The following is a 26,162-nucleotide window of genomic DNA, read 5'->3' on the forward strand; positions in this document are numbered from 1 at the left end:
CGCTATGGCCTCGTCTTCTTCCTGCTAAATAATGGCAAATTTATTGTCGAATAGTGAAAACGGCTCGGATGACCCGGACAATCTCCTGGCCCAGGGAGGCTTTTGCCACCTTTTGTTGCGTCACCAGCTGTACTCTATCGATCACCTGCCCGTCCCTTAGGACCAGCGCCTGGCCGACAACCTGCCCCTCCTTCACCGGGGCGTTGACAATACCCGGCAGTTCGACTTTGGTTGTCACGCCCTCAGCCTTACCCCGGAGGCGGCTTATCCGGGCACCGACCTTCCCGGTCGTAACAATCTTTACCTGCTCCACCTGGCCCTTGCCCACCGGGATGCTGGCCACTACCTGGCCCGGGCCGTAAAACTCCTTGAAGGCCCACTGTTTAAAGGCCCAGTTGTACAGCTTCATAGATTCGGTAAAATGCCCCTGGGGCGTCTCGACGCCCATGACAACGGCGACCAACCGCAAACCGTCCCTCTCCACCGTTGAAACAAGGTTCAAGCCGGCAGCATCGGTGAAGCCGGTCTTAAACCCGTCCGTTCCCGGGTACCAATAGAGCATCTTGTTGGTGGTATCCAGGATGGTCAGGGGATCTTTACGCAGGGTATAGCGCTTAATGGAGGTCCACTCGCGGATTTTGGGGTACTTCAGGGCGTAACGGGCAATTACGGCCATATCATAGGCTGAGGTATAATTCTGTTCGTCATGGAGGCCGTGACAGTTGGCGAAGTGGGTATCCTTGAGGCCCAGTTCCTTGGCCTTGGCGTTCATCATGGCCACGAAGGCTTCCTCCGAACCCGCCAGATGCTCGGCCACCGCTACGGCCGCGTCGTTGGCCGAGGCCACGGCAATAGCGATGAGCATCTGCTCCAGGGGAAAGGTTTCGCCTACAGCCAGGAAGACCTCCGACCCACCAAAGCTTTCGGCCCGTTCGCTCACCTGGACCGGTTCATCCAGGGTGGCCTGACCGTTGGCGACCATGTCCATAGCCACGACCATGGTCATGAGTTTGGTCATGCTGGCCGGATAATAATGGGCATGGGAGTTCTTCTCCCAGAGGATCTCCCCTGTCTGGGGGTCCATGAGGATGGCGCCCTTGGCATTGATATCTCCCGGCCCGGCTGCCGCGCCTGCCGTTGCCTGGACTTCACCTGGCTGCCCGGTGACCGGCGCGGCTTCGTTTCCGGCCCCATCCGCCGGATCAGCCGCCAGCAAGAATCCCGGCCCCATTCCGAGGGCCAGGAGTAAGGCCAGCAGTATCGCTGTAAGTTTCTGCACCCCACCGCCCCCCTGCCTGGCTTATTCTCTTTAAACATATATTATCCAGGGGGCAAAAATATGAGGGGTGAATCCCGGCAGTTGATGATAACCTGCATAAAAGAAAACGACCCATCCTTCTTCAGGACAGGCCCCGCCCCACATGCCATTTTACTCCAGCAACATGGAAGCAAAGCTTTTCCCGGGCAGGTCATAAGGCACGCCCAAAAGGTCGGCCACCGTGGCGCCCAGGTCGGCGAAGGTCGGGCGAACACCGATATTCAGTGGCCGGATGCGTTTCCCGTAAATTAAGAGGGGCACATATTCCCGGGAGTGATCGGTACTCGGGGTGGTCGGGTCACAGCCATGATCGGCGGTCAGGATCAGGGCGTCGCTGGTTTCCAGGGCGTCCAGGAGCTCCGGCAGGCGCCGGTCAAAGGCCTCCAGGGCAGCGGCATAACCGGCCACGTCGTTGCGGTGGCCGTAACGCATATCAAAGTCCACCAGATTGGTAAAAATGAGGCCCCGCTCGCCCTCGCGCATAAAGTTGCGGGTCTGGTCGACGCCGTCCATGTTGTCGTGGGTGTGGATCCAGCGGCTGATACCCCTGCCCGCAAAAATATCCTTTATTTTACCTACGGCCATTACCTCCAGGCCGGCGGCGATGACGGCGTCCAGCAGGGTTGGCCGGGGCGGCTCCAGGGAAAAGTCCTGACGCCGGTCGGTACGGATAAAATGCCCCGGCTCCCCGACAAAGGGCCTGGCAATTACCCGGCCGACGGCATGTTCCCCGGTCAACAGCCGCCGGGCAATCTTACAATAGCGGTAGAGCTCTTCCACCGGAATGACCTCTTCATGGGCGGCAATCTGGAAGACGCTATCGGCCGAGGTGTAGACAATGGGATTACCGGTGCGCATATGTTCGGCTCCAAGTTCCTCGATTATTACCGTACCCGAAGCCGGTTTATTACCCAGGACCCGGCGGCCGATGGCCTTTTCAAAAGGCTCAATTATCTCCGGCGGGAAGCCATGGGGGTAGAGGGGAAAGGGTCGTTCTAAAATCAACCCGGCCAGTTCCCAGTGCCCGCTGGTGGTGTCCTTGCCGGCCGTTTGGGAAGCCATCTTACCCCAGGCGGCAGCCGGAGTGCCTACCGGGGGAATACCCCGCAGGGGAGTGATGTTACCCACCCCCAGGCGGGTAAGATTGGGTAGCCTGAGGTCTACAGTAGCGGCAATATGAGCCAGGGTGTTACTGCCTTCGTCCCCGTATTGGGCAGCGTCAGGCAGCGCCCCGACGCCAACGCTATCAAGAACGATGATGATGACCCGATCTAACTTCATGGCAATCCTTTCCTCCATTACGCCCGCGGGTGGGTGTGATCATAAATCTCCCGGATTTTCTTCCGGGTCAGGTGGGTATAGATCTGGGTCGTACCTATATCTGCGTGCCCCAGGAGTTCCTGCACCGAACGCAGGTCGGCGCCGTTTTCCAGCAGATGGGTGGCAAAAGAGTGGCGCAGGGTATGGGGCGTTATGTCCTTTTTCAGGTTGGCCGCCCGCACATAACCCTTGAGGATCTTCCAGCAGCCCTGGCGGGAGAGGCGGCGGCCGTGGTGATTGACAAACAGGGCCGGTTCCGTTGCTCTTTTAATTAGTTTCCCCCGGCCGTTTTCTATGTATGTCCGGACATAGAAGCAGGCTACCTGGCCCATGGGAACCACCCTTTCCTTGGAACCCTTACCCAGGCAGCGGACAAACTCACCCTCCAGGTTTACCTGGTCCACGTTGAGGGACACCAGTTCGGATACCCGCAGGCCGGTGGCATAGAGGAGTTCCAGCATGGCTTTATCCCTTAGACCAGCCGGGGTATCCGTGCGCGGCTGGTTAAGAAGCTTTTCGACTTCAGCCACCGTCAGCACCTGGGGCAACTTCTTAGACTGCCGGGGTGATTCCAGGTCGGCGGTAGGGTCGCTTTCCACCAGGCGCTCCCGCAGCAAGAAATGATAAAAAGATTTCAGCGCCGCCAGGTGCTGGGAAATGGTAGCCGGCGAGCGCCCGTCCTGCTGCATTTTCACCAGGTAAGCCACCAGTAAACCTCGGGTCACATCCCGGGGCGATTTGACACCTGCTCCCTCCAGGTAGAGAAGAAACTGTTGCAAATCACTATTATAGGAAGCCAGGGTATTTTCGGCCAGACCCCGTTCCACCACCAGGTAATAGAGAAACTGATCCACCAGCTCGTGCACGATGCACCACCGTTCCCCATAAGTTTACCAGATTATTTCCACATGTAAAGGTAAAAGTCCTCCAACAGCGCCAGAAAAAACCACAAAAAATATCCGCCCCTGTGGGCGGACCCTTTTATTCACCCCGGTAAAAGCTCCTCAGTTTCTCCAGCAAGCCCTCCAGGCCGGAATCCTGAACTGCCGACGTTGCGGCCGGTTGTTCCTGCCTCTGGATACCGGGCGGAGGATTATCCTCCCGGGCCAGGTTACTATGGCCTCCGGCGGCCAGTTGTCCCAGCAGGACCACTGCCACCAGCACTGCGGCCAGCAGCCATACTATCTTCCTGCGCCAGTTGCTTATTGTCACCACAACCATCAAGTCACCCCTCCAATCCTTTAGAAATAGGCCAGGACAATTCGGGCAAAAAAGGGGGACAGGTATCCTTCTACCAGGCCTCCTCCTACCAGTACCAGGGTTACCAGCAACATTAGAAAGGAATAGGTTAGAAAGCGTGGCAAAATGGCGGCCTCAGCCTGGCCGCGACCGCGCATTAAGCCGATAGAAAAAGAAATCCCCAGGATGGCTGCTATAAATAAGGCCGGTATCTGGATTATATTGGGCGGTAAAAGGGCCAGGAAGGAGAAGGCCATCCCCTGCAGCGCTTTCTGCTGGACCAAAAAACCGACGGTGAAACCCAGGATCAGGCCCTTTAAAAAGATAAGACCAATGATCAAGGGGATGCCGATCACCGTTAGACCCAGAAACCAAATCAGGCCCGTTTCCCTGAGGGCACCCAATAGGGCCTGGTAAGCGGCTTGGTTAAAACCAGGGCCTTCTCCCTTGAACTGGCTTAAAACTTTATCCAAATAGGCTCCCAGCTGGCTTACCTGCTGCGGCTCTAAAAAGTTAACCGCTATGGTCCCGGTAATGATCCCCGCCAGAAAAAAGAAGCCGACCAGCAGGTATAAGCCGAGATTATCTTTTAGATGCCTGGTAAGGGCTCGCTCCACCTCACTCCCTCCCCCGGCGCTACCAGGAGAATTTCTCTCCCCTAGATACATATTCCGGGTGAGGATAATTATGCCTGCAAAATGCATGTTGCCGCCATTATTCCGGCGATACTCTTGGCGTCCTGAATTGCTCCCCGTAAAGCCATGGCTGCTGCTTCAGCTAGGGGTACCCGGACAATCTCCAGAAACTCGTCGTCATCGGCCTTTTCCCGGTGGGACCGCAGGCCGGTTGCCAGGAAAAGATGCATGATCTCATTGGAAAACCCCGGGGTCGAATAAAAGGTTAAAAGGGGTTTCCATTCCGCGGCCGCCAGGCCCACCTCTTCGGCCAGCTCCCTCTGAGCACAGGTAAGGGGTTCTTCGCCGGAATCCAGTTTCCCGGCCGGTATCTCCAGGGTTACACGTTCAATGGGATAACGATACTGGCGTACCAGGTAGATGTTTTTGTCGTTGTCCAGGGCGATAATAGCAACAGCGCCGGGATGTTCTACCACCTCGCGGCTGGCCTCATGGCCGTCGGGCAGACGCACCCGGTCCCGGCGCAGGTTTAGTATCCGGCCTTCGTAAATGCGTTCCGAGGCAATCCGCGTTTCAGTCAGGTCCATTACAGTCTCCTCCTAATCTACCAAGCTGGCATTGCTTTGCTCGCTCCCCGGTCCTCGCTACAAACAATGCCAGCCCGTTATTTTCATCCTTCTGCTGGTGCCGCCTGGCGGTATGGGCTCTGGTGGGAGGCGTCATCCTCGCGGGTCTTCGCGGAATCGCAAGAAGAAACTGGCACTCACGCCAGTTTCCCCCTCTAACCTCCTGTTTTTAGTTTATCTTAGCCCCGATACGTAGTTTATCGGCGACCATGGCGATAAATTCCGAGTTGGTAGGTTTACCCCGTTCAACGTTAATAGTATAACCGAAGAATTTATTCATCATCTCAACATTGCCCCTGTCCCAGGCGAGTTCAATGGCATGCCGGATAGCGCGTTCGACGCGACTGGGAGTAGTCATATACTTGCGGGCGATAAGGGGATAGAGTTCCTTCGTTACCGCTCCCAGGAGGCTGACATCGTCGATAACCATCAAGATAGCCTCCCGCAGGTACTGATAACCTTTGATATGGGCAGGGACGCCCATTTGATGGATAATCTTGGTTACCTCGACATCCATATTACGACCGGCCCGGCTAACCTGAGACGGCGCCGTCGGCAGGGGATGGCCGTTGGCCAGTTGCCGTAATCTGTTTCCCAGCACTTCCAGGTCGAAGGGTTTTAATATGTAGTAATCAGCCCCAGTTCGACCGACCGCATGGTCATACTCTCCTGACCCAGGGCGGTGAGGATAACAATCTTGGGTCGCGGCTCGAAATTTAAAACCTGCAATTTTTCCAACACCCCGATACCGTCCAGGTGGGGCATAATAATATCCAGTATAACAATATCCGGCTCTTGTTCCTGGATAAGTTCCAGGGTTTCCTGGCCGTTATGGGCTACCCCTGATAGGACGAAATCCTCTTGTTCGTTGAAGTATTCCTCCAATACCTCGCAAAATTCCCGATTATCATCGGCAATAAGCACCTTGATGGCCTCCATTTTATTTCATCCCGCCTCCTGCAAAAACCCTGTCATTAATTTGCCAGATAGTGTTTCGACGTCACCAGGGGATAATCCTTCCATTCGCATAAAGAGGCAAAAGTTTTGGTTATCCTACACAAAATACCACAAAAAGGAAAGAACCAGGGGTTTCGACAGTAGCACCCCTGGCTTTATCTTTAGGAACAAGTTCTGTCTCCTGGAGCATCCATTCCGCCAGCACCCCGTAACCCCGGGTCGGGTCGTTGATAAAGACGTGGGTTACGGCACCGGCCAGTTGGCCGTCTTGAATAATGGGACTCCCGCTCATACCCTGGATAATGCCTCCGGTTACGGCCAGTAACCTGGGGTCGGTAATCCTAAGGACCAGGCCCTTGCCGCTGGCCCGCTGGTGGGGCATGACCCGTTCGATTTCCACCTGGAAACTTTCGACCTTTTCTCCTTCGATAACCGTCAGGATTTCTGCCGGTCCGGGGTGGACAGTATCGGCCAGGGCTACTGGTATCTCTTTATTACCGGGAAGCTTGCCGGTTATCGTTCCAAATATGCCAACAATAGTATTCTTCTGTATAGTACCGCTAAATTGGCCGTTTTCCAGAAAAACGCCCAGCTTTTCTCCCGGTTGCCCCCGGTAGCCCTGGTGGATACCCTGGATGGCCGCCGCTACTATCCTGCCGCCGCTGATATCCATGGCCGTCTGGCCGTCACTGCCGGTAACTACGTGGCCCAGGGCACCGAAAACGCCCTTGTTTTGATCGTAAAAGGTCAGGGTGCCGACGCCGGCCGTACTGTCCCGGACATAGACGCCAATCCGGTAGCGCCCTGTTTCCTGGCAGTAGCGAGGGTGGATGTTCAGGGTCAACAAGTGGCCTTCCCTTTTAACGGTGATCCTGGCCTGGCGATTGGCCTGCCCGGCGGCATTGATCAGGTTGGCCACTTCCTGGTCGCTGGTTACCTTCTGACCGTCAATGGCGATGATGGCGTCGCCTGTTTCCAGGCCTGCCTGCCGGGCCAGGTAAACCTTGTTACCCCTCTCGTCTACAATCGCCGCCTGGCCTACTACCTGGACGCCTTCGGTCTTCAAGAAGACCCCTATAGCCTGGCCGCCGGGAGAAACATCGACCGGTTGTACCAGCTGAATGGTAATATTCTTTAATGGAATAAAGCCGAACAATTTTAATTGTAGCTGTAACCACCGGGGGAAATCGCCGGTAGTGGCTCTGCTCCAGTCCCCGCTATTAACCTTCACTTCGACCTGGCGGGCCAGACCCGGCGGCAGTTCCCAGGGCAGGGAAATTGGCGCTGCTGCCGGCAGGCGCTGCTGCCAGGGGAGGGCAAAAAAATTGCGTACCGGCGGAGCCAGGCCACCGTAGAGTAACATTGCCGCCAGCACCAGGCCCAGGACCCGGTGCCCCAAGCGTTTCAAGGGCATCACCTTCCTCCCTTGCCTACCGCTTTTTAACGTGTTTTTGTTTTTTGTTCTAAACATAAAATAACCTCAAGCCGTGGCTTTTATGCTGTCAAAAGCGACCTGAGGTGGAGATATAGCCTGATTCAGGGAGTAAAGGGGCTATATTTAACGTTATTTAATTTTTATTAGCATATATTTCATTTTATGGACCCTGATTGTTGTAAAAGGGCAGCGGCATGTTCTCGCGCCACACTGCTGGCGGAACCGGATAATAACCGGGCCAGCTCATCAACCCGCTCTTCACCCCGGAGAACATCGACCCGGGTATAGGTGCGGCCTTCCCGCACCTCCTTGCTAACCCGGAAGTGCTGCCCGGCAAAACTGGCCAGCTGGGCCGAGTGGGTAATGCAAAGGACCTGTCGCCGGCGGCCTATGGCCGCCAGGGTCCTGGCCACCGCCCGGGCCGCAGCACCGCCAACGCCGGCGTCAATCTCATCAAATATCAATGTTGGCACGGCGTCAACATCGGCCAGAATACTCTTTAAGGCTAGCATTACCCGGGCCATCTCCCCTCCGGAAGCTATCTGGGCCAGGGGCCGGCTGCCCTCTCCGGGATTGGGTTGAAAAAGAAATGTAATGTTGTCCATACCCGCTGGGCCTGGCTGTGGTGCTTCGCTGCAGTCCACCCTGATCCTGGCTGCCGGCATGGCCAGATCCTTAAGGACTTTCAGCAGCTCTTTTTCGATTTTTTGCGCTGCTTCCATACGCCGCCGGCGTAAAAGCAAGGCTTTTTCCCTGTATTTTTCCGCGGCCAGTTCGATCTCCTTTTCCAGGGCGGCCGCCTGTCCCGCCATTTGCTCAAGCCTTTCCAGGGCGGCCGCCGTTTCCGCCTGGTACTGTAAAATGGCCTCGATACTGCCGCCGTACTTGCGTTTTAAATCTTTTATCAGTTCCAGACGGTTTTCAATCTCCTGCAGGCGGGCAGGATCGTACTCCAGCCCTTCCCCATAGCGGCGAACGCTCCGGGCTATCTCTTCGACCTGGGCCGTTATCCCCTCCAGGGTGCCCTGCCAGGTCTGCAAGCCGGGATCAATGGCTGCCAGGGCCTCAAGTTCCGCCAAGGCCCGGCTGAGCTGATCGTAGGCCGATCTGCCTTCTTCCTCAAAGAGGGCAGCATAAACGACCGCCGCACCCCTGGCCAGCCTTTCCCCGTTATTGAGGATTTCCCGCTGGCGGCTCAATTCTTCCTCTTCCCCGGGGGTAAGGTTGGCGGCGCCTATTTCCTGGAGCTGGTATTGCCAGAGATCACGTTGCCGTTCCCGCTCCCCCCTGTCGCCGCAGAGTTCCTCCAGTTCCTTTTTTAAATCCTGCCACCTGGTATATAACTCTCCGACCTCCTGCCTGAGCTCCATCAGGCCGGCCAGGCTATCCAGCATATCCATTTGATAAGCCGGCCGCAGGAGGGACTGGTAGGCGTGCTGGCCGTGGATATCTACCAGCATCTGGCCAATTCTCTGGTACATACCCAGAGTCAGGCTGCGCCCGTTTACCCGGCAGCTGTGGCGACCGCTGCGGCTGATCTCCCGGCAAAGGAGCAGGGTCCCGTCGTCCTCCGCAGCCACCCCCATGGCAGACAGGGTTTCCTTAAGGCCCGGCAGGCCGGCTACCTGGAAGAGGCCCCTGACTACCGCCTTATCCGCCCCGGCGCGGATATACTCGCCCGAGGCTCGGGCCCCTACCAGCAGTCCCACGGCGTCGACGATAATGGACTTGCCGGCACCCGTTTCCCCGGTAAGAACCGTCAGCCCCGGCTCCAGGTTGAGCTGCAGGGACTCGATTAGCGCCAGGTTTTCGATTTGCAGTTCCTGGAGCACTCTGCCTCACCCTTCCCCGAGTTCCCGGAAGCGTTGGAGAACCGTGGCTACCGCTTCCTTGGGCTTGACAATCACCAGAATGGTATCGTCGCCGGCAACGGTGCCGATAACCTCCGGCCAGTCAAGGGAATCCAGGCAGGAAGCCACGGCGTGGGCCGTTCCCGGCAGGGTCCGGATTAAAATTAAATTTTCGCTGTCATCGATCTTGGTGACGGAATCCGCAAAGAGACGCTGCAGCCGGCCATAAGGGTTTATAAGGCGTTGCCCGGGGGGCGCGGCATAGCGGTAGAGGTTTTCCCCCGCCGGTACCTTGATCAGACCCAGTTCTTTGATATCCCGGGAGACAGTAGCCTGGGTCACCCTGAGACCGCGCCTTCGCAACTCTCTAGCCAGTTGATCCTGGGTGGCTATGGGGGTACTTGCTATCAGTTTCAGGATTAACTGTTGCCGCTGGGTTTTCATCATCCTGCCGGCTCCCCCCTTCCTTCAGTTTCTCCCGTACCAGGCTATAAAAGGTGTTATCTTGCAGCCTGATTAAACGGGCCGGGGTTCTGGCCCTGGTTACCCTGATGACGTCACCGTCACGGAGGTGCAAACCTTGCTGGCCGTCGACAGTCAGCATAACTTCGGCCCCGGGCGCATGGACACAGACCCTGATCTCCTGTTCCCCCGGTACCACCAGGGGTCGGGTATAAAGGGTATGGGGACAGATGGGGGTCAGGATCATTACCTGGAGCTGGGGTGAAACCAGGGGACCACCGGCCGACAGGGAGTAAGCCGTCGAGCCGGTGGGGGAGGAGACAATCAGTCCGTCGGCCGGGTATGTATCCAGATAGGCTGTATCAATATAAACCTCCAGGCGGAGCATCCGGGAAAAAGCACCCTTGGTCACGACAATGTCGTTTAAAGCGGTGCAGGTTAATGCCTTTTCCGGCCTCTGGACCGTTCCCCGGAGCATCATGCGCTCTTCGATGCGGTAGGCGCCGGCCAGGAGTTTGTCGAGGGCCGGGTAGAGCTCCGTCAGCTCTATCTCCGTCAGGAAGCCCAGGTGCCCCAGGTTGATCCCCAGGATCGGCGTCCCGGCCGGGGCCACCAGCTGCGCCGCCCGCAGGAGGGTGCCATCGCCCCCCAGGGCTAAAAGTCCCTCGGCGGCAATTACTTCTTCTTCCGCTACACCCTTTTCGGGGCACCCCAGGGCAGCAGCCTTCCTGGTGGAGATCAGCACCCGGACGTTCCTGCTCTCCAGGTAGTTTATGATATCCAGGGCCGTTTCTCGTACCCGGGGTTTTTCCAGGTTGGCCACCATACCTATCCGCTGCAATGCAATCCCTCATTTCCCCGGCGGGGTTATCTCCCCCGCTATGAAACTACGGCTTCAACAGTCCCTCGTGGGCCGCAGCAACTACCCGGTTGATGAGGCTCTCCCAGGCCTCCTTCTCCAGGCCCTGGCCGGTTAAACCCAGCCAGAGGAGGAATTCCACGTTACCCTCCGGCCCCTTGATGGGCGAGTAGGTAAGGCCCTTGATTTTCAAGCCCAGGTCAACCGCAGCAGCCAGTACTTCCTGTAATACCGCCCGGTGGACGGCTGCCTCCCGTACCACACCCTTTTTACCGACCCGGCCGGGCCCGGCTTCAAACTGGGGTTTTACCAGGGCGATTATTTCCCCCTCCGGTTTCAGGCAACTGGCCACAGCGGGCAGGACCTTGAGCAAAGATATGAAGGAAACATCAATAGTTGCCACGTCTGCCGGTTCGCCAAAACTGGAAGACTCCAGGTAACGGGCGTTGACCCTTTCCATTACTATAACCCTTGGGTCCTGGCGCAGGGACCAGGCCAGTTGTCCGTAACCCACATCGACGGCATAAACGCGGGCGGCACCGTGCTTGAGGGCGCAGTCGGTAAAGCCGCCGGTAGAAGCGCCGACGTCCAGGATTATTTTACCATGCAGATCGATACTAAAGACCTCCAGGGCCCGGGCGAGCTTTAACCCTCCCCGGCTGACGTAAGGGAGGTGCTGGCCAAGGAGACGGATGGTCGCTGTATCCGGCACGGCAGCGCCTGGCTTATCGACTGGAACATTGTTAACCAGGACCTCGCCGGCCATGATGGCCGTCCGGGCCTGTTCCCTGCTGGGGTAGAGGCCCCGCCTCACCAGCAGGAGGTCCAATCGTTCCTTAGCCACCGGAAATCCCCTTTGTCTGGTTGCGCCGCCGGTGCAGGACCGGGGTCTCCGCCAGCAGCGCCTGGACGGCAGCCCTGATCCCGGCCGGAGTCAAGCCTAAGTGTTCCCGTAAAATGGCTGGTTTACCCTGGTGGACAAACTCGTCCTTCACCCCCAGGCACCGCACCCGGATACCCTTGCGCCCGTTCCGTGCCAGGAGTTCCAGAACGGCGCTGCCAAAGCCCCCGGCCAGGACGTGTTCTTCCACGGTCACCAGATGGCCGGTGCGATCCGCCCAGGTGAGGATCAGGTCTTCATCCAGGGGCTTAATAAACCGGGGATTAATGACGGTGGCTTCGATACCCCGGGCTGCCAGGTCCCCGGCCGCTTCCAGGGCTGCATACGCCAGGGGGCCTAGAGCCAGGATGGTGACATCCCGGCCACGACGCAGGACTTCACCCTTGCCAATGGGCAAAGGCTGGGCCGTTCCCGTCAGGGGCACACCCATACCGGCGCCCCGGGGGTAGCGCAGCGCCGCCGGTCCTTGGTACTGGAGGGCGGTTACCAGCATGTGGCGCAGTTCCTGTTCATCCTTGGGTGCCATGAGGACCAGGCCGGGAACACAACGCAACAGGGACACATCAAAGAGACCCTGGTGGGTTTCACCGTCTTCACCTACCAGGCCGGCCCGGTCAATGGCCAGGACCACCGGCAGCTCCATTAAGGCGATATCGTGGATTACCTGGTCAATGGCCCGCTGTAAAAAAGTAGAATAGATGGCTACTACAGGGTGCATCCCGGCAGCGGCCAGGCCGGCGGCCAGGGTCAGGGCGTGCTGCTCGGCGATGCCGACATCAAAAAAGCGTTTGGGGAAGCGCCGGGCAAAGGGCGTCAGGCCGGTGCCATCGGGCATGGCAGCCGTTATGGCCACCAGGCGGTTGTTCTTTTCCCCCTGGCGCACCAGTTCGGCACCAAAAACAGAGGTGTAGGTCGGCGGCCCTCCTCCGGCCAGGGGTTCCCCTGTTGCCGGATCAAAGGGGCCTATGCCGTGGAAGCGGTCGGGATGGTCCTCGGCCGGCTGGTAACCCTTCCCCTTGGTGGTAATTACATGTACCAGGACCGGGCCTCTGGTATTCCGGGCATGCTGGAGGACCTCTTTTAACCGGGCAATATTGTGACCTTCAATGGGCCCCAGGTAGGTAAAACCAATCTCTTCGAAAAACATGCCTGGAACGACCAGATATTTAAAGCTGTCCTTGAGGCGATCAATTACCTTGAGCACCCGGGGACCTAAATGGGGGAGCCGGTTGAGAAGATTCTCCAGCTCTTCCTTACCTCGGGAATACATGGGGTCCGTCCGCAGGCGGGAAAGATAGGCCGCCAGGCCACCAACCGGAGGGGCGATAGACATCTCATTATCATTTAAGACAACAATCAAGTTGGCCTGCAGGTGGCCGGCATGGTTCATGGCTTCGAAAGCCATCCCGCCCGTCAGGGCACCATCGCCGATAACAGCCACCACCTGGTAGTCTTCTCCCTTTAAGTCCCGGGCCAGGGCCATCCCCAGGGCAGCCGAGATCGAGGTGCTGCTATGCCCGGTATCAAAGGCGTCGTAGGGGCTTTCGGCCCGCTTGGGAAAACCGCTCAGGCCCCCGAACTGACGCAGGCTGGTCATTTCCTGGCGCCGTCCGGTAAGGATCTTATGAACGTAGCACTGGTGGCCGACGTCCCAGATGATTTTATCCCGGGGTAGATCAAAGACGCTGTGCAGGGCCAGGGTCAGCTCCACAACCCCAAGGTTGGGGGCCAGGTGACCGCCCGTGCGGGCGACCGTCTGGACCAGTTCCTGGCGGATTTCCCTGGCGAGTATATCAAGCTCGGCAAGGGTAAATTTTTTTATGGCTGCCGGTTCGTTGATTTTTTCTAGCAGGCTCATGGCCGCCTTCCTTTCCTGGGTCCATTTGGTATGGGTTGCCACCCGGTTAGCCTTTCGATGGCATACAAGACCCGACCCACAAAAAAGACAACCTCGTTGGCCTCACGCAGGGCGAAACTCTTGCCCATCGCCTTGCCGCCCACTGTTACCGCTGCGATCACTGCCGTTGTGATGGTGCTTATGAGGATATCTTCCGCCCCGTGCTGGCCGGCCAAGCGCAGGATGATCACCGCCCCTACTGCCCCGCTTAAGGTGCCGCTGGCGTCGCCAACGACGTCGTTACAAAAGGTGGTTACGCGATCGGCTTTGCGCAACAGCCTTAAGGCCTGGCGGGCTCCGGGTATCCTTTTGGCAGCCCTGGCGTTCAGGGGGGCTTCGCTGGCGGCCGCCGTGGCCACGCCAATAATATCAAAGATGATGCCTGCCAGTATAATAAAGAGCAACAGGGCGAAGGAGAGAATTATCGACGTTATTTTACCCAAAAAAAACTGGGAACCATAGCCTGCTGCCAGGGCTATAAAAAAAGTCCCCCCGCCCATGGTCAGGGCATTCTTCCAGGAGGAACGACCTTGTGTCTTGGCCAAGTATATTGATGCCTCCGCCACCGACAAGGTTATGTAGGGCTAAAACATAGAAATGAAAATTACGGGTGGGTGGCGACTGGCCGGATAAATGTTATGGCTTAGGTCCAGTAGGTTTTCCCGGTAGCCTACCATGCGTCGCCGTCATGGCGGTTTCCCTTTAAAGGCTGCCCTGCGCCGTCACCGGTAGCAGGACTGGATTACCACTTAGCACATACTTTAATCCCCGGCCAGCCTTACACGTGGTAAACAGTCTAGGGGTTTTCCCCGGCAATTCCATCCATCTTCTAGCCTCTTTTGCAACAGGGGTTTCCGCTTACTCCACGATTTTCGGCGAAAATCGTGATAGGCTTATCGCCTGCATCCACCCCTGCCGCTCAAGGCAGGCTACACTGCAGCCAGCACCCTCAGTACCAACTGCAGATTTCCACCCCAAGCCATAGTATTTGCTCCTGCCGCGGAACTTTCCCACGAACTTGGGTCTCCACGGAGGGAGGGTCCACGCCTACATGCCATTGTAGATCGCCCCCCCTCCTTAACTCCCAGTACCAACCCCCGACTGGGCGTCGGCAGCCAGCACCAGGAACTTCATCGGTGTGCCCTTGACGGATTTTTAGGCCCGCCTTCAAAGATGGTGGTCTTGACTAGAATACTGCGCCACCCACCAAAACATGGTATGCAAGTTTTTTCGCTGACATGATGTATTATAAGATATCAGGCCGTAATCGGCAAGCACCACGGCTTAAGTCCCCGGTTGGCCACAGGCGACCTCAGTTGCTGGCCGGCAGCGTAACCTTTTGCCCTCCCTGAGGCACCTTCATGCTCAGCCTTGCCGCCTTAGGACAAAGCCTGCCAGGAGTTCCAGGGGTTCGGCCGCCGGTCCCAGGGCCCTGGCCAAGGCTCCTGCCTCAGCGCATAATTCCCCGGCCTTTTGCCGGGAGGCCTCCACCCCCAGGCAGGCCGGGTAGGTCGCCTTGCCCCGGGCGGCATCCACCCCGCCCTGCTTGCCCGTCTGGCTGAAATCGCCGGTAATATCCAGAATGTCGTCGGTTATCTGGAAGGCCAGGCCCAGGGCTTCCCCGTAACGGGTCAGTAAGGCCAGTTGTTCCTCTCCCGCGCCTCCCAGGATGCCCCCCAGGCGCAGGCAGGCCCGGATCAGGCTACCGGTTTTATGGTTATGAATGTAGTTTACCTTTTCTAAAGTAACCGGCTGCCCTTCGGCCTCCATATCCACCACCTGGCCGCCTATAAGCCCCTGGCTACCGGCGGAGGCAGCCAGCTCCCTGGTTGCCCGGAGAATTCTCTCCGGCGGTATGGTCGCCGGTATCCTGCTCAAGACTTCAAAAGCTAGGGTCAGGAGGGCATCACCGGCCAGCAGGGCGATAGCTTCACCGTAGACTTTATGGCATGTCGGCCGGCCGCGGCGGTAATCGTCATTATCCATCGCCGGCAGGTCATCGTGGATAAGGGAATAGGTGTGGATAAATTCCACGGCGCAGGCTGCCGGTAATAAGGGCTCCGGCTGGCTGCCCACGGCTTCGCCGGCAGCCAGGACGAGGATAGGCCTTAGCCTTTTACCCCCGGCAAAAAGGCTGTAGTGCATGGCCTGGTGCACCGCCGGCGGGTAGGTGTCCGGAGGTGGCAGGTTGCGGGCCAGGGCCTCCTGGACCAGTTGCCGCCGTTCAGCCAGGTAGCTTTCAAGTTCCGTGGTTTTCACCCCCGGGAAGGGAGAGCTCCCTGGTTACTACTTCCCCGTCCTGGAGGAGGATCACCTGGAGCTTACCCTCAACCTCTTTCAGGCGCTGCCGGCACAGGCGTACCAGGCGAATGCCTTCCTGGTAATAGGCCAGGGAATCCTCCAGGGTCAGGCCTTCACCCTCCAGGGCCTGGACTACTTCTTCCAGCTTTTGCAGGGCCGCTTCGAAGGTCAACTGTTCCTCTTCGGGCATATCGTTCCTCCGGATATAGGATTACTACCAAAAACGTTGCTTACGTATTCCAGCTTCTTGGGGGCTGGAGGTACAGGCTCCGGTCTCCGGTGGTTCTCGGCTAGCAAACTTGGCGCTCAGCCTTGCTCGGCGGCGGGGGTGGCACGGCACTATCTCTTGGGATAATCGTTGCGGAGAGTGGAACCTTTCGTTCCTGATCTCTCGTTACGATCCCCATCCCGTTCACCGCCGCCTCCCTGCGGCTTCGCTGAGTTTGCTAGCGCCTCGAACCAAGTCGCCCTCCGCCTGTACCCCCAGCCCCTATCGCTTACATTTTCATTGTTCATGGCGGAGGCGTCGGCTCCCATGTGGGGCTCCTCCGTGAAATTGTGGCTTGGTTTGTAAGTTGCATCCTATCCGCCGACTTCTTCGACCTGGCACCGGAGAAGGCCTTCCTTCAGGATGACCTCCACCTTCTCCCCGGGGAGCACTTCCCGGCTGGATTTCAGGGGCGCTCCGTCGCCGGGACGGCGGCAAACGGCGTAGCCACGCGCCAGGATGGCCAGGGGGCTGGCGGCTTCCAGGCGGGCAGCCAGGAGATTAAGACCCTGCTCCCGCTCCCGGGAACGACGCTCCCAGGAGGCCAGCAGGCGCTGTTCCAGGCCATCCACGTACTGCTGGCGGTAATATAGCTCCTGGCGGGGCCGATCCAGGCCGCTGCTTTTGGTCAGGCGCTCCAGCCGAGCCCGGGCTAACTCCAGGCGGTGTTCCATACCGCGGCGGGCCCGCTCCGCCAGGCTCTTCAGGCGCTGTTCCAGTTCTGCCCGCACCGGTACGGCCATTTCCGCCGCCGCCGAAGGAGTAGGCGCCCGCCGGTCGGCTACCCTGTCGGCCAGGGTGAGATCCGTCTCATGGCCTACGGCAGCAATGACGGGTACCGGACAGGCATAGATGGCCCTGGCCACCAGTTCGGTGTTGAAGGCGCTTAAATCTTCGGCCGAGCCGCCACCGCGGCCGATAATAATGACATCAACGCCTCCCCTTTTTGCCAGAAGTTCCAGGGCCAGGGCCAGCTGGCGGGGCGCCACCTCCCCCTGGACCCTGGCCGGCGCCAGGATCAGTTCAATCCCGGGGAAGCGGCGCCGGCTGATGGTTATCATATCCCGTAGGGCGGCCCCGGTTGGGGAGGTCACCAGGCCCACCCGGCGTGGCAACAGGGGCAGGGGCCGCTTGCGGTCGGCGGCAAAGAGACCCTCCCGTTCCAGGCGGGCGGTCAACTCCTGGAGGGCCAGGCTGGCCAGGCCGGTCCCTGCCGGGAAGATTTCGGCTACATAGAGCTGGTAGACGCCGTCCCGGGGGTAAATGGCCACCTGACCCCTGGCGATTACCTCCAGGCCGTCGCGCAGGCCCAGGGATAGGCCCCGGCTACGGCCCTGAAACATCACGCAGCGCAGGGTCGCAGCCTGGTCCTTGAGACTGAAATAGAGATGGCCCGAGGTTGGAGAGCGCAGGTTGGAGATCTCGCCCTTTACCCAGACATTGGCCAGGCGGCCGTCGTTGGCCAGGAGGCGCTGCAAATAGGCGGTGAGTTCCCTCACCGCCAGGACTTTAACCTCCGGCACTAGCGCCGGGCCGCCTCGACTGTATTCTTCAAGAGCATGGCAATGGTCATGGGACCTACCCCGCCGGGTACGGGAGTGATCCAACCGGCCTTCTGGGCCGCACTCTCGAAGTGGACGTCGCCCACCAGCTTTTTCTCGCCGACCCGGTTGATACCTACGTCGATAACTACCGCGCCCTCTTTAATCATATCCCCGGTAATCAACTCCGGCTTCCCTACGGCCGCAATGAGAATGTCGGCCTGCCGGCATTCGGCTGCCAGGTCCCTGGTGCGGGAGTGACAGATGGTCACCGTGGCGTGGCGGGCCAGGAGCATCATTGCTACTGGCTTGCCGACGATATTGCTCCGGCCGACGACCACTGCCTTTTTACCCTTGGGATCAATACCGGCTTTTTCCAGCAAAACCATACAGCCGTGGGGTGTGCATGGATAGAAGCATTTATCGCCGATAACCAGGTTGCCGACGTTGGCCGGGCTGAACCCGTCAACATCCTTTTCCAGGGCGATGGCATCGATGACTTTCTTCTCATCAATATGATCAGGCAACGGCAACTGGACCAGGATGCCGTGAATCTTGGGATCTTTATTGAGCTGGTCGATCAGCTTTAAGAGTTCGGCCTGGCTGGTCGCCGCCGGCAGGCGGTGAACCTCGGAGTAGATACCGACCTCCTCACAGGCGCGGTGCTTGTTACGGACGTACACCTGGGAAGCCGGGTCTTCGCCCACCAGGACTACGGCCAGGCCTGGGTTAATACCTTCCGCCTTTAACCGGGATACCTCCTCCTTTACTTCAGCCCTTACTTCGGCAGCAATCTTTTTCCCGTCGAGGATCTGGGCTGGCATAAAAATACCCTCCTTTATATATTATTTTTCCCGTAGATAGGCGTCAATGGCCCGGGCGGCCGCTTTACCGGCTCCCATGGCCAGGATGACGGTAGCCGCCCCGGTGACGATGTCACCGCCGGCAAAAACGCCCTTACGGGAAGTGGCACCGGTTGCCTCGTCGGCGGCAATGGTTCCCTTGCTTGTGAGCTTCAGGCCCGGAGTTGTCCGCAGGACCAAGGGATTAGGTCCCTGGCCGATGGCGATGACGACGGTATCGACCGCCATGTCGTACTCAGAACCGGGAATGGGCACCGGACGTCGCCGGCCGGAGGCATCGGGTTCGCCCAGTTCGAAGCGCTGGCAGGTCATGCCTGTAACTACGCCCTGGTCGTTGCCGTGGATACGCACAGGACTGGTTAGGAGGCGGAACTGGACGCCTTCTTCCTCGGCGTGCTCGACTTCTTCCTTGCGGGCTGGCATCTCCGCTGCCGAACGGCGGTAAACGATATAGGATTCCTCGGCTCCCAGGCGCAAAGCTGTACGGGCGGCATCCATGGCTACATTGCCGGCGCCGATGACGGCCACCCGTTTCCCGACCTTGATGGGAGTAGCATACCGGGGGAATAGGTAGGCCTTCATCAGGTTGGTCCGGGTCAAAAACTCATTGGCCGAGTAAACGCCCAGGAGGTTCTCCCCGGGAATCCCCATAAAGTGGGGCAACCCGGCCCCCGTACCGATGAAGACGGCGTCGTAACCGTTCTCCAGCAACTCGTCCACCGTAGTCAGCTTGCCTACCACGGCATTGGTCCGGATCTCCACCCCAAGACGGCGAATAGTATCTATCTCCTGTTGAACAATCCTTTTCGGCAACCGGAACTCGGGAATACCGTACATGAGCACGCCCCCGGGTACATGGAGGGCCTCAAAGACTGTTACCTGATGTCCCATCCTGGCCAGGTCGGCAGCAGCCGTCAGGCCGGCCGGCCCGGAACCGATGACCGCCACTTTGTAACCGCTGGGTGGCGCCTTTTCGCTACTGGCCGTCTCGCCTTTGGCCAGCTGGTAATCGGCCAGGAAGCGCTCCAGGCGACCGATGGCCACTGGCTCGTGTTTTTTGCCGAGGGTGCAGAATTTTTCACACTGGTTTTCCTGGGGGCAAACCCGGCCGCAGATGGCCGGCAGGTTATTCTTTTCTTTGATCTTGGCAATGGCGCCGTCAAAGTCCTGCTCCTTCAAGCGGGCGATAAAGGCCGGTATATCTACTTCTACCGGGCAACCCTGGCGGCAGGGGGCCTTTTTGCACTGAAGGCAACGCTGAGCCTCAGCCAGGGCCATTTCCCGGGTATAACCCTGCGCTACTTCGTTGAAGTTATGAATCCGCTCCCTGGGTTCCTGGGAAGGCATAGGGGTCTTCTTAGGGATTAATGGCATCCGCAGCCACCTCCCTCATGGGCTTTAATAATTTCCTGCTCTTCTTCCCGGTACATGTTCATCCGTCGTAAAGCCAGTTGCCAGTCAATCTCATGGCCGTCAAATTCCGGCCCGTCGACGCAGGCAAACTTGGTCTCCCCGCCAACGCTTACCCGGCAGGCACCACACATGCCGGTACCATCAACCATGATGGGGTTCATACTGACAATAGTTTTGACGCCAAAGGGCCGGGTGGTTTCGGCCACCGCCCGCATCATGACCACCGGGCCGATACCCCAGACCCGTGCTACCTTGCCCCTTTCCTCCAGGACCTGCTTTAACAGGTCAGTGACGAAACCATGGTGACCGTAGCTACCGTCATCGGTAGCAACCAAAAGTTCACTGGATACAGCCCGCATCTCGTCTTCCAACAGTAGCAAGTCTTTGGTCCGGGCGCCGATAATGGATATCACTTCATTACCGGCTTCCTTTAAAGCCCTGGCTATAGGATAAACCGGGGCTACACCCACGCCGCCGCCCACGCAGACCACGCGACCGTAATTCTCAATCTCCGAGGGTAGTCCCAGGGGGCCAACAAAATCGGCCAGGCTATCCCCCGTCTCCAGGCAACCCAGGCGCCGGGTGGTATAACCAACTTCCTGGAAAATGGTCGTGATGGTGCCCCGGGTACGGTCAAAGTCGGCAATGGTCAAGGGAATGCGCTCTCCCTCTTCATCCAGGCGGAGAATGATAAACTGGCCCGGTTGAGCCTTGGCAGCTACTTCCGGGGCCTCAATCTCCAGCAGCTTGATAACCGGCGACATGACCTCTTTGCGGACAATGCGGTACACTAACAGCCCTACCCCCTTGCTTATGATGTTAAGGCCTAACAGATGTTATTCTATCACAAAAAAACCTTTTCATAAATTATGAGTTCGACGCAAAAATCTTTATTCCTGCTAACTGTCCCAAATCATGTGCATGAATTCACAATACTCCTTTCGCCCATCTCCTCCAGCGTAAATGGTCCTTGACCGCCAATCATACCGGTATTAATATATGAAGAGATTGGGGGTATAGCTTTGAGGAAACGAATTCTCTATCTTTTAAGCCTGGGGCATATGGTTACCGATATCAACCAGGGCCTCCTGCCCATCTTCCTTTCCGTCTATAAAGATCAGTATGGCCTGAGCTATGCAGCTGCAGGCCTGGTAGTCTTCCTTTCTAATATCAGTTCTTCGGTAATCCAACCACTCTTCGGCTACTGGTCGGACCGGCACCAGCTGCGCTGGCTGCTCCCTGCAGGTTGCCTGGTGGCTGGGCTGGGGATGGTGGCCGCGGGCTATGCCGCCAATTACTACCTCTTGGTAGCAGCCGTCTTTATCAGCGGCCTGGGAGTTGCCGCCTATCACCCGGAGGCCTCTAAATCGGCCCACTACATCAGCGGGCCTATGCAGGCCAGTTCCATGTCTATTTTTTCCGTCGGCGGCAACGTGGGCTTTGGCCTGGGACCCCTCATTGCCACCTTTATCCTCAGCCATGGCGGGCTCCGGGCCTCCTGGATAATCCTTATTCCTACATCTGTTACTGTAGCCCTGCTCAGCCATACCCTGCCTGCCCTGGGCCGGGCCATGGCCGGGGGCCATCAAGCAGCCCCCGCCGGTAACCCCCGGGCAAAAACAAGCCAGGCCCCCCTGGTAGCCATTACCCTGCTGGTGCTGGTGGTCATCATGCGTTCCTGGCTCCAGAGCGGCCTTACCTATTACATCCCCTTCTATTACCTGAATTTCCTCCACGGGAATGAACACTTCGCCAGCAGCATGCTGTCTATTTTCCTCATTGCCGGGGCGGTGGGCACCCTGGTGGGTGGGCGGCTGGCCGACTACTGGGGCGCAAAGAGGATGATAATTGGCTCGATGCTGGTCCTCATCCCCATGGTGGTGACTTTCCCCTATGTCCAGGGAGCCTGGGTGGCCATCCTGCTCGCCCTGAGCGGTTTTGCCCTGGTTTCAACCTTTGCCCCGGCCATTGTCCTGGCCCAGAATATTCTCCCCGAACACGTCGGTATGGCCTCGGGCCTGATGATGGGATTTGCCATCGGCACCGGCGGCCTGGGGACCTTCCTCCTGGGGGGTATTGCCGACGCCCACGGGGTACCCTTCACCATCCAGATCATGGCCGTTATCCCGGCCATTGGCGCCGCTCTGGCTTTCTTCATCCCGGACCTGCGCCAGCAACCGTCCGCCCGGCAAGTCAGAGTTGAACCAGTGCCGGAAGAAAAAAATAGCCGGGCTTGAAGCCCGGTTTTTCCCCTGCAACCTATCCTTTTTCCCGGGGGTCTACCTCCAGTCCCAGGAGGGCTACGCCGATAGCGTTGTCGGAGCTGTGTTCCGGGGCGGCAAAATGCAGGCGCGCCGCTACTGCCGGATGTTCCAGGCGGTGGCGCAGGCGCTGCCGCAGGTAGTTGTTGGCCGCTACCCCGCCGACAATTAAGATATCCCGCAGGCCGGTAGCCTCTACTGCCGGCCGCAGCACCCGCTCCAGGGTATTGGCAATACACTGTTCCACCGCCCTGGCCACGGCGGCCGGAGGTGCCCCGGCCGCGAGGAGCCGCTCCGCCTGGCTGGCCGGGCCGGAAAAGCTGAAGTTATAGCCCCTCACGGCCGAGGTCAGGTGGACCTTTTCCATTTCCGGGCCCGCTTCCCGGGCCAGGCGCTCCAGGGCGGGGCCAGCCGGAAACTCGAGCCCCATCAGGACCCCGGCGCGGTCAACTAGCTGGCCGGCATGAAGGTCCAGGGTACCTCCCAGCTTCTCAATGGTAAAGCCCCCCGGTTTCCGGCTCACCAGGAGTACTTCCGAGGTACCGCCCGAGAGATGGACCGCCAGAAAGGAGTCCGACGGCTGCCAGCCTGACGACCACAAGCCGGCCTGTATATGGCCTTCCTGGTGGGTGGTGGCCCGAAAGGGTACGCCTAAAGCGGCCGCCAGGATGCGACCCTGCCCGGCAGCCACGGTAAAGACCGGCATATAAGAGCCTTCTACCGGCCGCGGTTTGACAGAGGCAACCACTCTCCTGATCCTGGCCGCCGGGACGGCGGCAAAAACTTCTGACAGGACCTCCGGCAGGATCTGGACGTGATGAAAAACCGCCGTAGCCTGCTGCAGGCCCCTTTCACCCGGAGGTACCGGCAAAAGGCGACGGTGGGCTGCCAATAGTTCGCCATCCTGGCTGATGGCGGCCGCCGAACAGGTATAGGCGCTGGTGTCAATCCCCAGAATAGCCATTTTCTATTTCCTCACTCAGCCCCAGATCCTTGCGGGCGTTATCCAGGAGACCGTTGACGAAGCGGCCAGCTTCTTCGTTATTAAAGTTTTTGGCCAGTTCGATGGCCTCATTGATGACCACACGGACCGGTGTCTCCCGGTGGTACTGCATCTCGTACAATGCCATCCGCAGAATATTGCGATCTACCGCCGCCAAGCGTTCCAACCGCCAGCCCACGGCGTATTTACGGATAATCGCATCGATCGCATCGCGCTTGGCCATTGTTCCCTCTACCAGTTCCCTGGTGAAGGTCATAGCCCTGGGTGGTAGTTCCCCTTCCTCCAGTACCTGTTCCAGGGCCATATCCGGGCTGGTACCTCCAACGTCAATGGCAAAGAGAGCCTGCAAGGCCTTGGCCCTTGCTGCCCGTCTAAGCAAATGCCATCCCCCTTACCAGCGATCGCCAAAAAAGCGTTTCCATAGTTCTTGCCACCCCTGGCCCTCATCAAGGCGGCGTCCCACCAAGTAACCCAGGGTCGCACAAATGCCGATAAAAAGGGCCTTGCCGAAGCCCCAGATGGCTGTTAAAAGACCAAAGAGAAGGCCCAGCACAACTCCCAATACCTTCCCCCGGTGCTCTCGCCACAGGTAGCCCAACCAGGCGACGAATTCTTCCATGCCTCTCTCCCCTATTCCACCCGGCGCTGGCCTTCCTGGAAGATACCATTAATGCGTACCTGGACCTCCGGTACCTCCAGGCCGGCAGTGGCAATTACATACTCCCGGACTTTCTCCTGGAGCTCCGCGGCCATTTCCGGCAGGTTGCGGTCGGGGTTAACGGTGATGTTTAACCTGATGGCCAGCCCTTCAGGCCCATAGTTCAGCCGGGGACGAATCTCCCGTACGCCCTTTACCTGGCGGGCCGCCCTGGTAACCAGGTGCTCCAGGGCCGGCAGGGAGATACTCACCAGGCCCAGGTCGGCGGCTTTAATAACCGCCCTCCCTTCGCCAGCCTGTGCCAGGCGCAGACTGCCCAGGAGAAAACGCATGGCCAGCAGGAAAAAGATAAGGGCGACGACCCCTGCCAGCAGGCGGTAATCGTTGTTTAAGAGGCTAAGCTCAAAAAGATCCAGGGGAACACTCCAACCGGCAATTACCGCCAGGAAGATTCCGGCCAGGATGGCGGTTATTAAAGCAAAAAGGGCCAGCAGGGCCCGGTCAAGTACCGACAATGTCCCTCCCCCCTAGCGTACCCGGCTGGTTTCTTCATCCCTGGTCTCCTGGGGGAAGACAACACCCTGGACGTGGACGTTGACCTCGACGACCTGGAGACCGGTCATTCCTTCGATGGCCTTTTTCACATTCTCCTGGACCTTGATGGCCACATCGGGAATGCGGACGCCGAAATTGACTACTATGTACAGGTCTACGGCAGCTTCCTTTTCGCCAACCTCGACTTTGACGCCCTTGGCCAGGTTCTTCCGGCCCAGGAGTTCGGTAATGCCCCCGGCAATACCGCCGCTCATGCCGGCTACACCTTCAATCTCCGTGGCCGCCAGGCCGGCGATGATAGCCACCACCTCATTGGCGATCTTAATGGTGCCTAGGTCAGTTTTGGCCTCTTGTTCCAGGATTTGATCCACCCTGCCCACCTCCATTTATTCGTCCTTTTATTATACCAAAGGCTGGCAGCGACCTCAACTGCCAGCCTGTAAATCTTAACCGGCCATTAAGCGGCGCTGGATGAAGTTGGTGTAGATCTCCCCGCGCCGGAAAAAGGCATTGGCCATAATCTGCTGGTGAAAGGGAATGGTAGTAGGCACCCCTTCAATCACCATTTCTTTCAAAGCCCCGCTCATGCGGTTGATGGCTGCTTCCCTGTCCGGGGCCCAGGCAATAACCTTGGCAATCAAGGAGTCATAAAAGGGCGGGATGGTGTAACCGCTGTAAACAGCGCTCTCCACCCGGATGCCGAATCCCCCTGGCGCGTGATAGCGTTCAATACGGCCCGGGGCCGGCCGGAAGTTATGGGCTGGGTCCTCGGCATTGATCCGGCACTCCAGGGCATGGCCACGGATCTGGACATCCTCCTGGGCCAGGCGCAGCGGCTCGCCGGCGGCAATTTTAATCTGTTCCTGAACCAGGTCGATGCCGGTGACGGCCTCGGTAACCGGGTGTTCCACCTGGATGCGGGTATTCATTTCTATAAAATAGTAATGGCCGTATTTATCCAGTAAAAACTCTACCGTGCCGGTGCTGTAGTAATTGGCGGCCCTGGCGGCCTTCAGGGCCAGGGCGCCCATTTCCTGGCGCAGTTCGGGGGTAAGGGCTCCTGAAGGAGCCTCCTCCAGGATTTTCTGGTTGCGCCGCTGCAAGGAGCAGTCGCGCTCCCCAAGGTGGATGATATTTCCTTCCCTGTCGCCGATTATTTGAAACTCTATATGGCGCGGTTTTTCAATATATTTCTCCAGGTAAACCTGGGAGTTTCCAAAGGCGGCCTCGGCTTCCCGCTGGGCGGTAAAAACGGCCTGGCGTAGCTCCCTGGGCCCCTGGGCGACGCGGATCCCCCGGCCGCCACCGCCGGCCGCAGCTTTAATCAACACCGGGTATCCTATCTCTTTGGCTACCGCCAGGGCGGCGTCCAGGTCTTTGATTACACCCTCGGAGCCGGGGACTACCGGCACCCCGGCGGCGATCATGGTTGCCCGGGCCGTGGCCTTATCCCCCATAAGCTGCATGGAACGAGGCGAGGGGCCGATGAAGGTAATCCCCGACGTTTCGCACATCTCGGCGAAGTAGGGATTCTCCGCCAGGAAACCGTAACCGGGGTGAATGGCGTCGGCTCCGCTCATCCTGGCGGCGGTAATGATGCTGGGAATATGCAGGTAGCTGCGGTTAGCCGGGGCCGGCCCGATACAGACGGCCTTATCGGCCAGGCGGGTATGCAGGGAATCCCGGTCAGCCTCTGAATAAACGGCCACCGTTTCAATATCCAGTTCCCGGCAGGCCCGGATAATCCGTACGGCAATCTCGCCGCGGTTGGCAACTAAAACCCTTCTAAACATCGCTAGC

The 26,162-nt window shown here is 58.6% G+C and carries 26 protein-coding genes and 1 pseudogene; 1 reads left to right on the forward strand and 26 read right to left on the reverse strand.

What is annotated here, in order from left to right; genetic code table 11:
* Positions 1-40: 40 nt before the first annotated feature.
* The 20 genes and pseudogenes from MOTHE_RS07245 to MOTHE_RS07345 form a co-directional block, all read right to left on the reverse strand.
* Entirely contained in the window at positions 41-1,279 is a 1,239-nt protein-coding gene (locus tag MOTHE_RS07245) for a D-alanyl-D-alanine carboxypeptidase family protein (RefSeq protein WP_011393008.1), read from the reverse strand.
* A gap of 150 nt (positions 1,280-1,429) precedes the next feature.
* Positions 1,430-2,599 carry a phosphopentomutase gene (locus MOTHE_RS07250; protein WP_011393009.1) on the reverse strand — a complete coding sequence of 390 codons (1,170 nt, stop codon included), beginning with the start codon at positions 2,597-2,599 and terminating at the stop codon, positions 1,430-1,432.
* A 17-nt stretch (positions 2,600-2,616) separates the two neighbouring features.
* Positions 2,617-3,504, reverse strand: coding sequence for a site-specific tyrosine recombinase XerD (gene xerD / locus MOTHE_RS07255; RefSeq protein ID WP_011393010.1), 888 nt, complete (start codon positions 3,502-3,504; stop codon positions 2,617-2,619).
* A 115-nt stretch (positions 3,505-3,619) separates the two neighbouring features.
* The gene (locus MOTHE_RS07260) at positions 3,620-3,859 is read right to left on the reverse strand and encodes a hypothetical protein (protein ID WP_053094853.1); all 240 of its coding nucleotides are present in this window, start codon (positions 3,857-3,859) and stop codon (positions 3,620-3,622) included.
* A 20-nt stretch (positions 3,860-3,879) separates the two neighbouring features.
* On the reverse strand, positions 3,880-4,494 hold the full coding sequence (gene spoIIM, locus MOTHE_RS07265) for a stage II sporulation protein M (protein WP_011393012.1): 615 nt from the start codon (positions 4,492-4,494) through the stop codon (positions 3,880-3,882).
* A gap of 68 nt (positions 4,495-4,562) precedes the next feature.
* Positions 4,563-5,099 carry an NUDIX domain-containing protein gene (locus MOTHE_RS07270; protein WP_011393013.1) on the reverse strand — a complete coding sequence of 179 codons (537 nt, stop codon included), beginning with the start codon at positions 5,097-5,099 and terminating at the stop codon, positions 4,563-4,565.
* Positions 5,100-5,307: 208 nt separating this feature from the next.
* Positions 5,308-6,077, reverse strand: a pseudogene (gene spo0A / locus MOTHE_RS14275) (sporulation transcription factor Spo0A).
* 109 nt (positions 6,078-6,186) lie between these two features.
* Positions 6,187-7,509: a SpoIVB peptidase gene (gene spoIVB / locus MOTHE_RS07280; protein WP_011393015.1), complete on the reverse strand. Its 1,323-nt coding sequence runs from the start codon at positions 7,507-7,509 to the stop codon at positions 6,187-6,189.
* A 176-nt stretch (positions 7,510-7,685) separates the two neighbouring features.
* Positions 7,686-9,362 carry a DNA repair protein RecN gene (recN, locus tag MOTHE_RS07285; RefSeq protein WP_011393016.1) on the reverse strand — a complete coding sequence of 559 codons (1,677 nt, stop codon included), beginning with the start codon at positions 9,360-9,362 and terminating at the stop codon, positions 7,686-7,688.
* Between the two features lie 6 nt (positions 9,363-9,368).
* On the reverse strand, positions 9,369-9,824 hold the full coding sequence (argR, locus tag MOTHE_RS07290; RefSeq protein WP_011393017.1) for an arginine repressor: 456 nt from the start codon (positions 9,822-9,824) through the stop codon (positions 9,369-9,371).
* Positions 9,748-10,683: an NAD(+)/NADH kinase gene (locus MOTHE_RS07295; protein ID WP_053094854.1), complete on the reverse strand. Its 936-nt coding sequence runs from the start codon at positions 10,681-10,683 to the stop codon at positions 9,748-9,750. Before MOTHE_RS07295 ends, argR begins: the two co-directional genes overlap by 77 nt.
* 46 nt (positions 10,684-10,729) lie before the next feature.
* Positions 10,730-11,545 (reverse strand): TlyA family RNA methyltransferase, encoded by an 816-nt coding sequence (locus MOTHE_RS07300; protein WP_053094855.1) that lies wholly within the window; start codon positions 11,543-11,545, stop codon positions 10,730-10,732.
* On the reverse strand, positions 11,538-13,460 hold the full coding sequence (gene dxs, locus MOTHE_RS07305) for a 1-deoxy-D-xylulose-5-phosphate synthase (RefSeq protein ID WP_011393020.1): 1,923 nt from the start codon (positions 13,458-13,460) through the stop codon (positions 11,538-11,540). Before dxs ends, MOTHE_RS07300 begins: the two co-directional genes overlap by 8 nt.
* The gene (locus MOTHE_RS07310; RefSeq protein ID WP_011393021.1) at positions 13,457-14,044 is read right to left on the reverse strand and encodes a CNNM domain-containing protein; all 588 of its coding nucleotides are present in this window, start codon (positions 14,042-14,044) and stop codon (positions 13,457-13,459) included. The genes dxs and MOTHE_RS07310 overlap by 4 nt, the downstream gene beginning before the upstream one ends.
* 820 nt (positions 14,045-14,864) lie before the next feature.
* Entirely contained in the window at positions 14,865-15,758 is an 894-nt protein-coding gene (locus MOTHE_RS07315; RefSeq protein ID WP_011393022.1) for a polyprenyl synthetase family protein, read from the reverse strand.
* Positions 15,739-15,990: an exodeoxyribonuclease VII small subunit gene (gene xseB, locus MOTHE_RS07320; protein ID WP_011393023.1), complete on the reverse strand. Its 252-nt coding sequence runs from the start codon at positions 15,988-15,990 to the stop codon at positions 15,739-15,741. The genes MOTHE_RS07315 and xseB overlap by 20 nt, the downstream gene beginning before the upstream one ends.
* A 392-nt stretch (positions 15,991-16,382) precedes the next feature.
* Positions 16,383-17,591, reverse strand: coding sequence for an exodeoxyribonuclease VII large subunit (xseA, locus tag MOTHE_RS07330; protein WP_011393024.1), 1,209 nt, complete (start codon positions 17,589-17,591; stop codon positions 16,383-16,385).
* Positions 17,591-18,433: a bifunctional methylenetetrahydrofolate dehydrogenase/methenyltetrahydrofolate cyclohydrolase FolD gene (gene folD, locus MOTHE_RS07335; RefSeq protein WP_011393025.1), complete on the reverse strand. Its 843-nt coding sequence runs from the start codon at positions 18,431-18,433 to the stop codon at positions 17,591-17,593. The genes xseA and folD overlap by 1 nt, the downstream gene beginning before the upstream one ends.
* A gap of 21 nt (positions 18,434-18,454) precedes the next feature.
* Positions 18,455-19,846, reverse strand: coding sequence for an NADPH-dependent glutamate synthase (gene gltA, locus MOTHE_RS07340; protein WP_011393026.1), 1,392 nt, complete (start codon positions 19,844-19,846; stop codon positions 18,455-18,457).
* A complete protein-coding gene (locus tag MOTHE_RS07345; RefSeq protein ID WP_011393027.1) occupies positions 19,837-20,676 on the reverse strand; it encodes a sulfide/dihydroorotate dehydrogenase-like FAD/NAD-binding protein in 840 nt (279 codons plus the stop codon). Before MOTHE_RS07345 ends, gltA begins: the two co-directional genes overlap by 10 nt.
* A gap of 231 nt (positions 20,677-20,907) precedes the next feature.
* Between MOTHE_RS07345 and MOTHE_RS07350 the strand changes: the two genes are divergently transcribed.
* On the forward strand, positions 20,908-22,122 hold the full coding sequence (locus tag MOTHE_RS07350; RefSeq protein WP_011393028.1) for an MFS transporter: 1,215 nt from the start codon (positions 20,908-20,910) through the stop codon (positions 22,120-22,122).
* A gap of 22 nt (positions 22,123-22,144) precedes the next feature.
* On the opposite strand, the gene MOTHE_RS07355 is transcribed toward MOTHE_RS07350, so the two are convergent.
* From MOTHE_RS07355 to accC, 6 genes are read right to left on the reverse strand one after another with little or no spacing between them, the layout of a single operon-like run.
* The gene (locus MOTHE_RS07355; protein WP_053094856.1) at positions 22,145-23,110 is read right to left on the reverse strand and encodes a Kae1-like domain-containing protein; all 966 of its coding nucleotides are present in this window, start codon (positions 23,108-23,110) and stop codon (positions 22,145-22,147) included.
* Positions 23,091-23,528, reverse strand: a complete 438-nt coding sequence (gene nusB, locus MOTHE_RS07360) for a transcription antitermination factor NusB (RefSeq protein WP_011393030.1) — start codon at positions 23,526-23,528, stop codon at positions 23,091-23,093. Before nusB ends, MOTHE_RS07355 begins: the two co-directional genes overlap by 20 nt.
* Before the next feature lie 12 nt (positions 23,529-23,540).
* Positions 23,541-23,768: a DUF2273 domain-containing protein gene (locus MOTHE_RS07365; protein ID WP_053094857.1), complete on the reverse strand. Its 228-nt coding sequence runs from the start codon at positions 23,766-23,768 to the stop codon at positions 23,541-23,543.
* An 11-nt stretch (positions 23,769-23,779) separates the two neighbouring features.
* Entirely contained in the window at positions 23,780-24,322 is a 543-nt protein-coding gene (gene amaP / locus MOTHE_RS07370; protein WP_011393031.1) for an alkaline shock response membrane anchor protein AmaP, read from the reverse strand.
* A gap of 12 nt (positions 24,323-24,334) precedes the next feature.
* The gene (locus tag MOTHE_RS07375; RefSeq protein WP_011393032.1) at positions 24,335-24,748 is read right to left on the reverse strand and encodes an Asp23/Gls24 family envelope stress response protein; all 414 of its coding nucleotides are present in this window, start codon (positions 24,746-24,748) and stop codon (positions 24,335-24,337) included.
* Positions 24,749-24,808: 60 nt separating this feature from the next.
* Positions 24,809-26,155 carry an acetyl-CoA carboxylase biotin carboxylase subunit gene (accC, locus tag MOTHE_RS07380; protein WP_053094858.1) on the reverse strand — a complete coding sequence of 449 codons (1,347 nt, stop codon included), beginning with the start codon at positions 26,153-26,155 and terminating at the stop codon, positions 24,809-24,811.
* Positions 26,156-26,162 lie beyond the last annotated feature (7 nt).

This window comes from Moorella thermoacetica (genome assembly GCF_001267405.1).
In the GTDB taxonomy this organism is placed as follows: Bacteria; Bacillota; DSM-521; order Neomoorellales; family Neomoorellaceae; genus Neomoorella; species Neomoorella thermoacetica.

What these genes read in the sequence shown, in the direction of transcription:
- gltA (WP_011393026.1), bottom strand. Translation starts at nt 19,846, where the DNA reads ATGCCATTAATCCCTAAGAAGACCCCTATGCCTTCCCAGGAACCCAGG.
- MOTHE_RS07375 (WP_011393032.1), bottom strand. Translation starts at nt 24,748, where the DNA reads ATGGAGGTGGGCAGGGTGGATCAAATCCTGGAACAAGAGGCCAAAACT.
- MOTHE_RS07365 (WP_053094857.1), bottom strand. Translation starts at nt 23,768, where the DNA reads ATGGAAGAATTCGTCGCCTGGTTGGGCTACCTGTGGCGAGAGCACCGG.
- MOTHE_RS07270 (WP_011393013.1), bottom strand. Translation starts at nt 5,099, where the DNA reads ATGGACCTGACTGAAACGCGGATTGCCTCGGAACGCATTTACGAAGGC.
- dxs (WP_011393020.1), bottom strand. Translation starts at nt 13,460, where the DNA reads ATGAGCCTGCTAGAAAAAATCAACGAACCGGCAGCCATAAAAAAATTT.
- argR (WP_011393017.1), bottom strand. Translation starts at nt 9,824, where the DNA reads ATGAAAACCCAGCGGCAACAGTTAATCCTGAAACTGATAGCAAGTACC.
- MOTHE_RS07250 (WP_011393009.1), bottom strand. Translation starts at nt 2,599, where the DNA reads ATGAAGTTAGATCGGGTCATCATCATCGTTCTTGATAGCGTTGGCGTC.
- xseB (WP_011393023.1), bottom strand. Translation starts at nt 15,990, where the DNA reads ATGCCCGAAGAGGAACAGTTGACCTTCGAAGCGGCCCTGCAAAAGCTG.
- spoIVB (WP_011393015.1), bottom strand. Translation starts at nt 7,509, where the DNA reads ATGCCCTTGAAACGCTTGGGGCACCGGGTCCTGGGCCTGGTGCTGGCG.
- MOTHE_RS07260 (WP_053094853.1), bottom strand. Translation starts at nt 3,859, where the DNA reads ATGGTTGTGGTGACAATAAGCAACTGGCGCAGGAAGATAGTATGGCTG.
- accC (WP_053094858.1), bottom strand. Translation starts at nt 26,155, where the DNA reads ATGTTTAGAAGGGTTTTAGTTGCCAACCGCGGCGAGATTGCCGTACGG.
- MOTHE_RS07355 (WP_053094856.1), bottom strand. Translation starts at nt 23,110, where the DNA reads ATGGCTATTCTGGGGATTGACACCAGCGCCTATACCTGTTCGGCGGCC.
- folD (WP_011393025.1), bottom strand. Translation starts at nt 18,433, where the DNA reads ATGCCAGCCCAGATCCTCGACGGGAAAAAGATTGCTGCCGAAGTAAGG.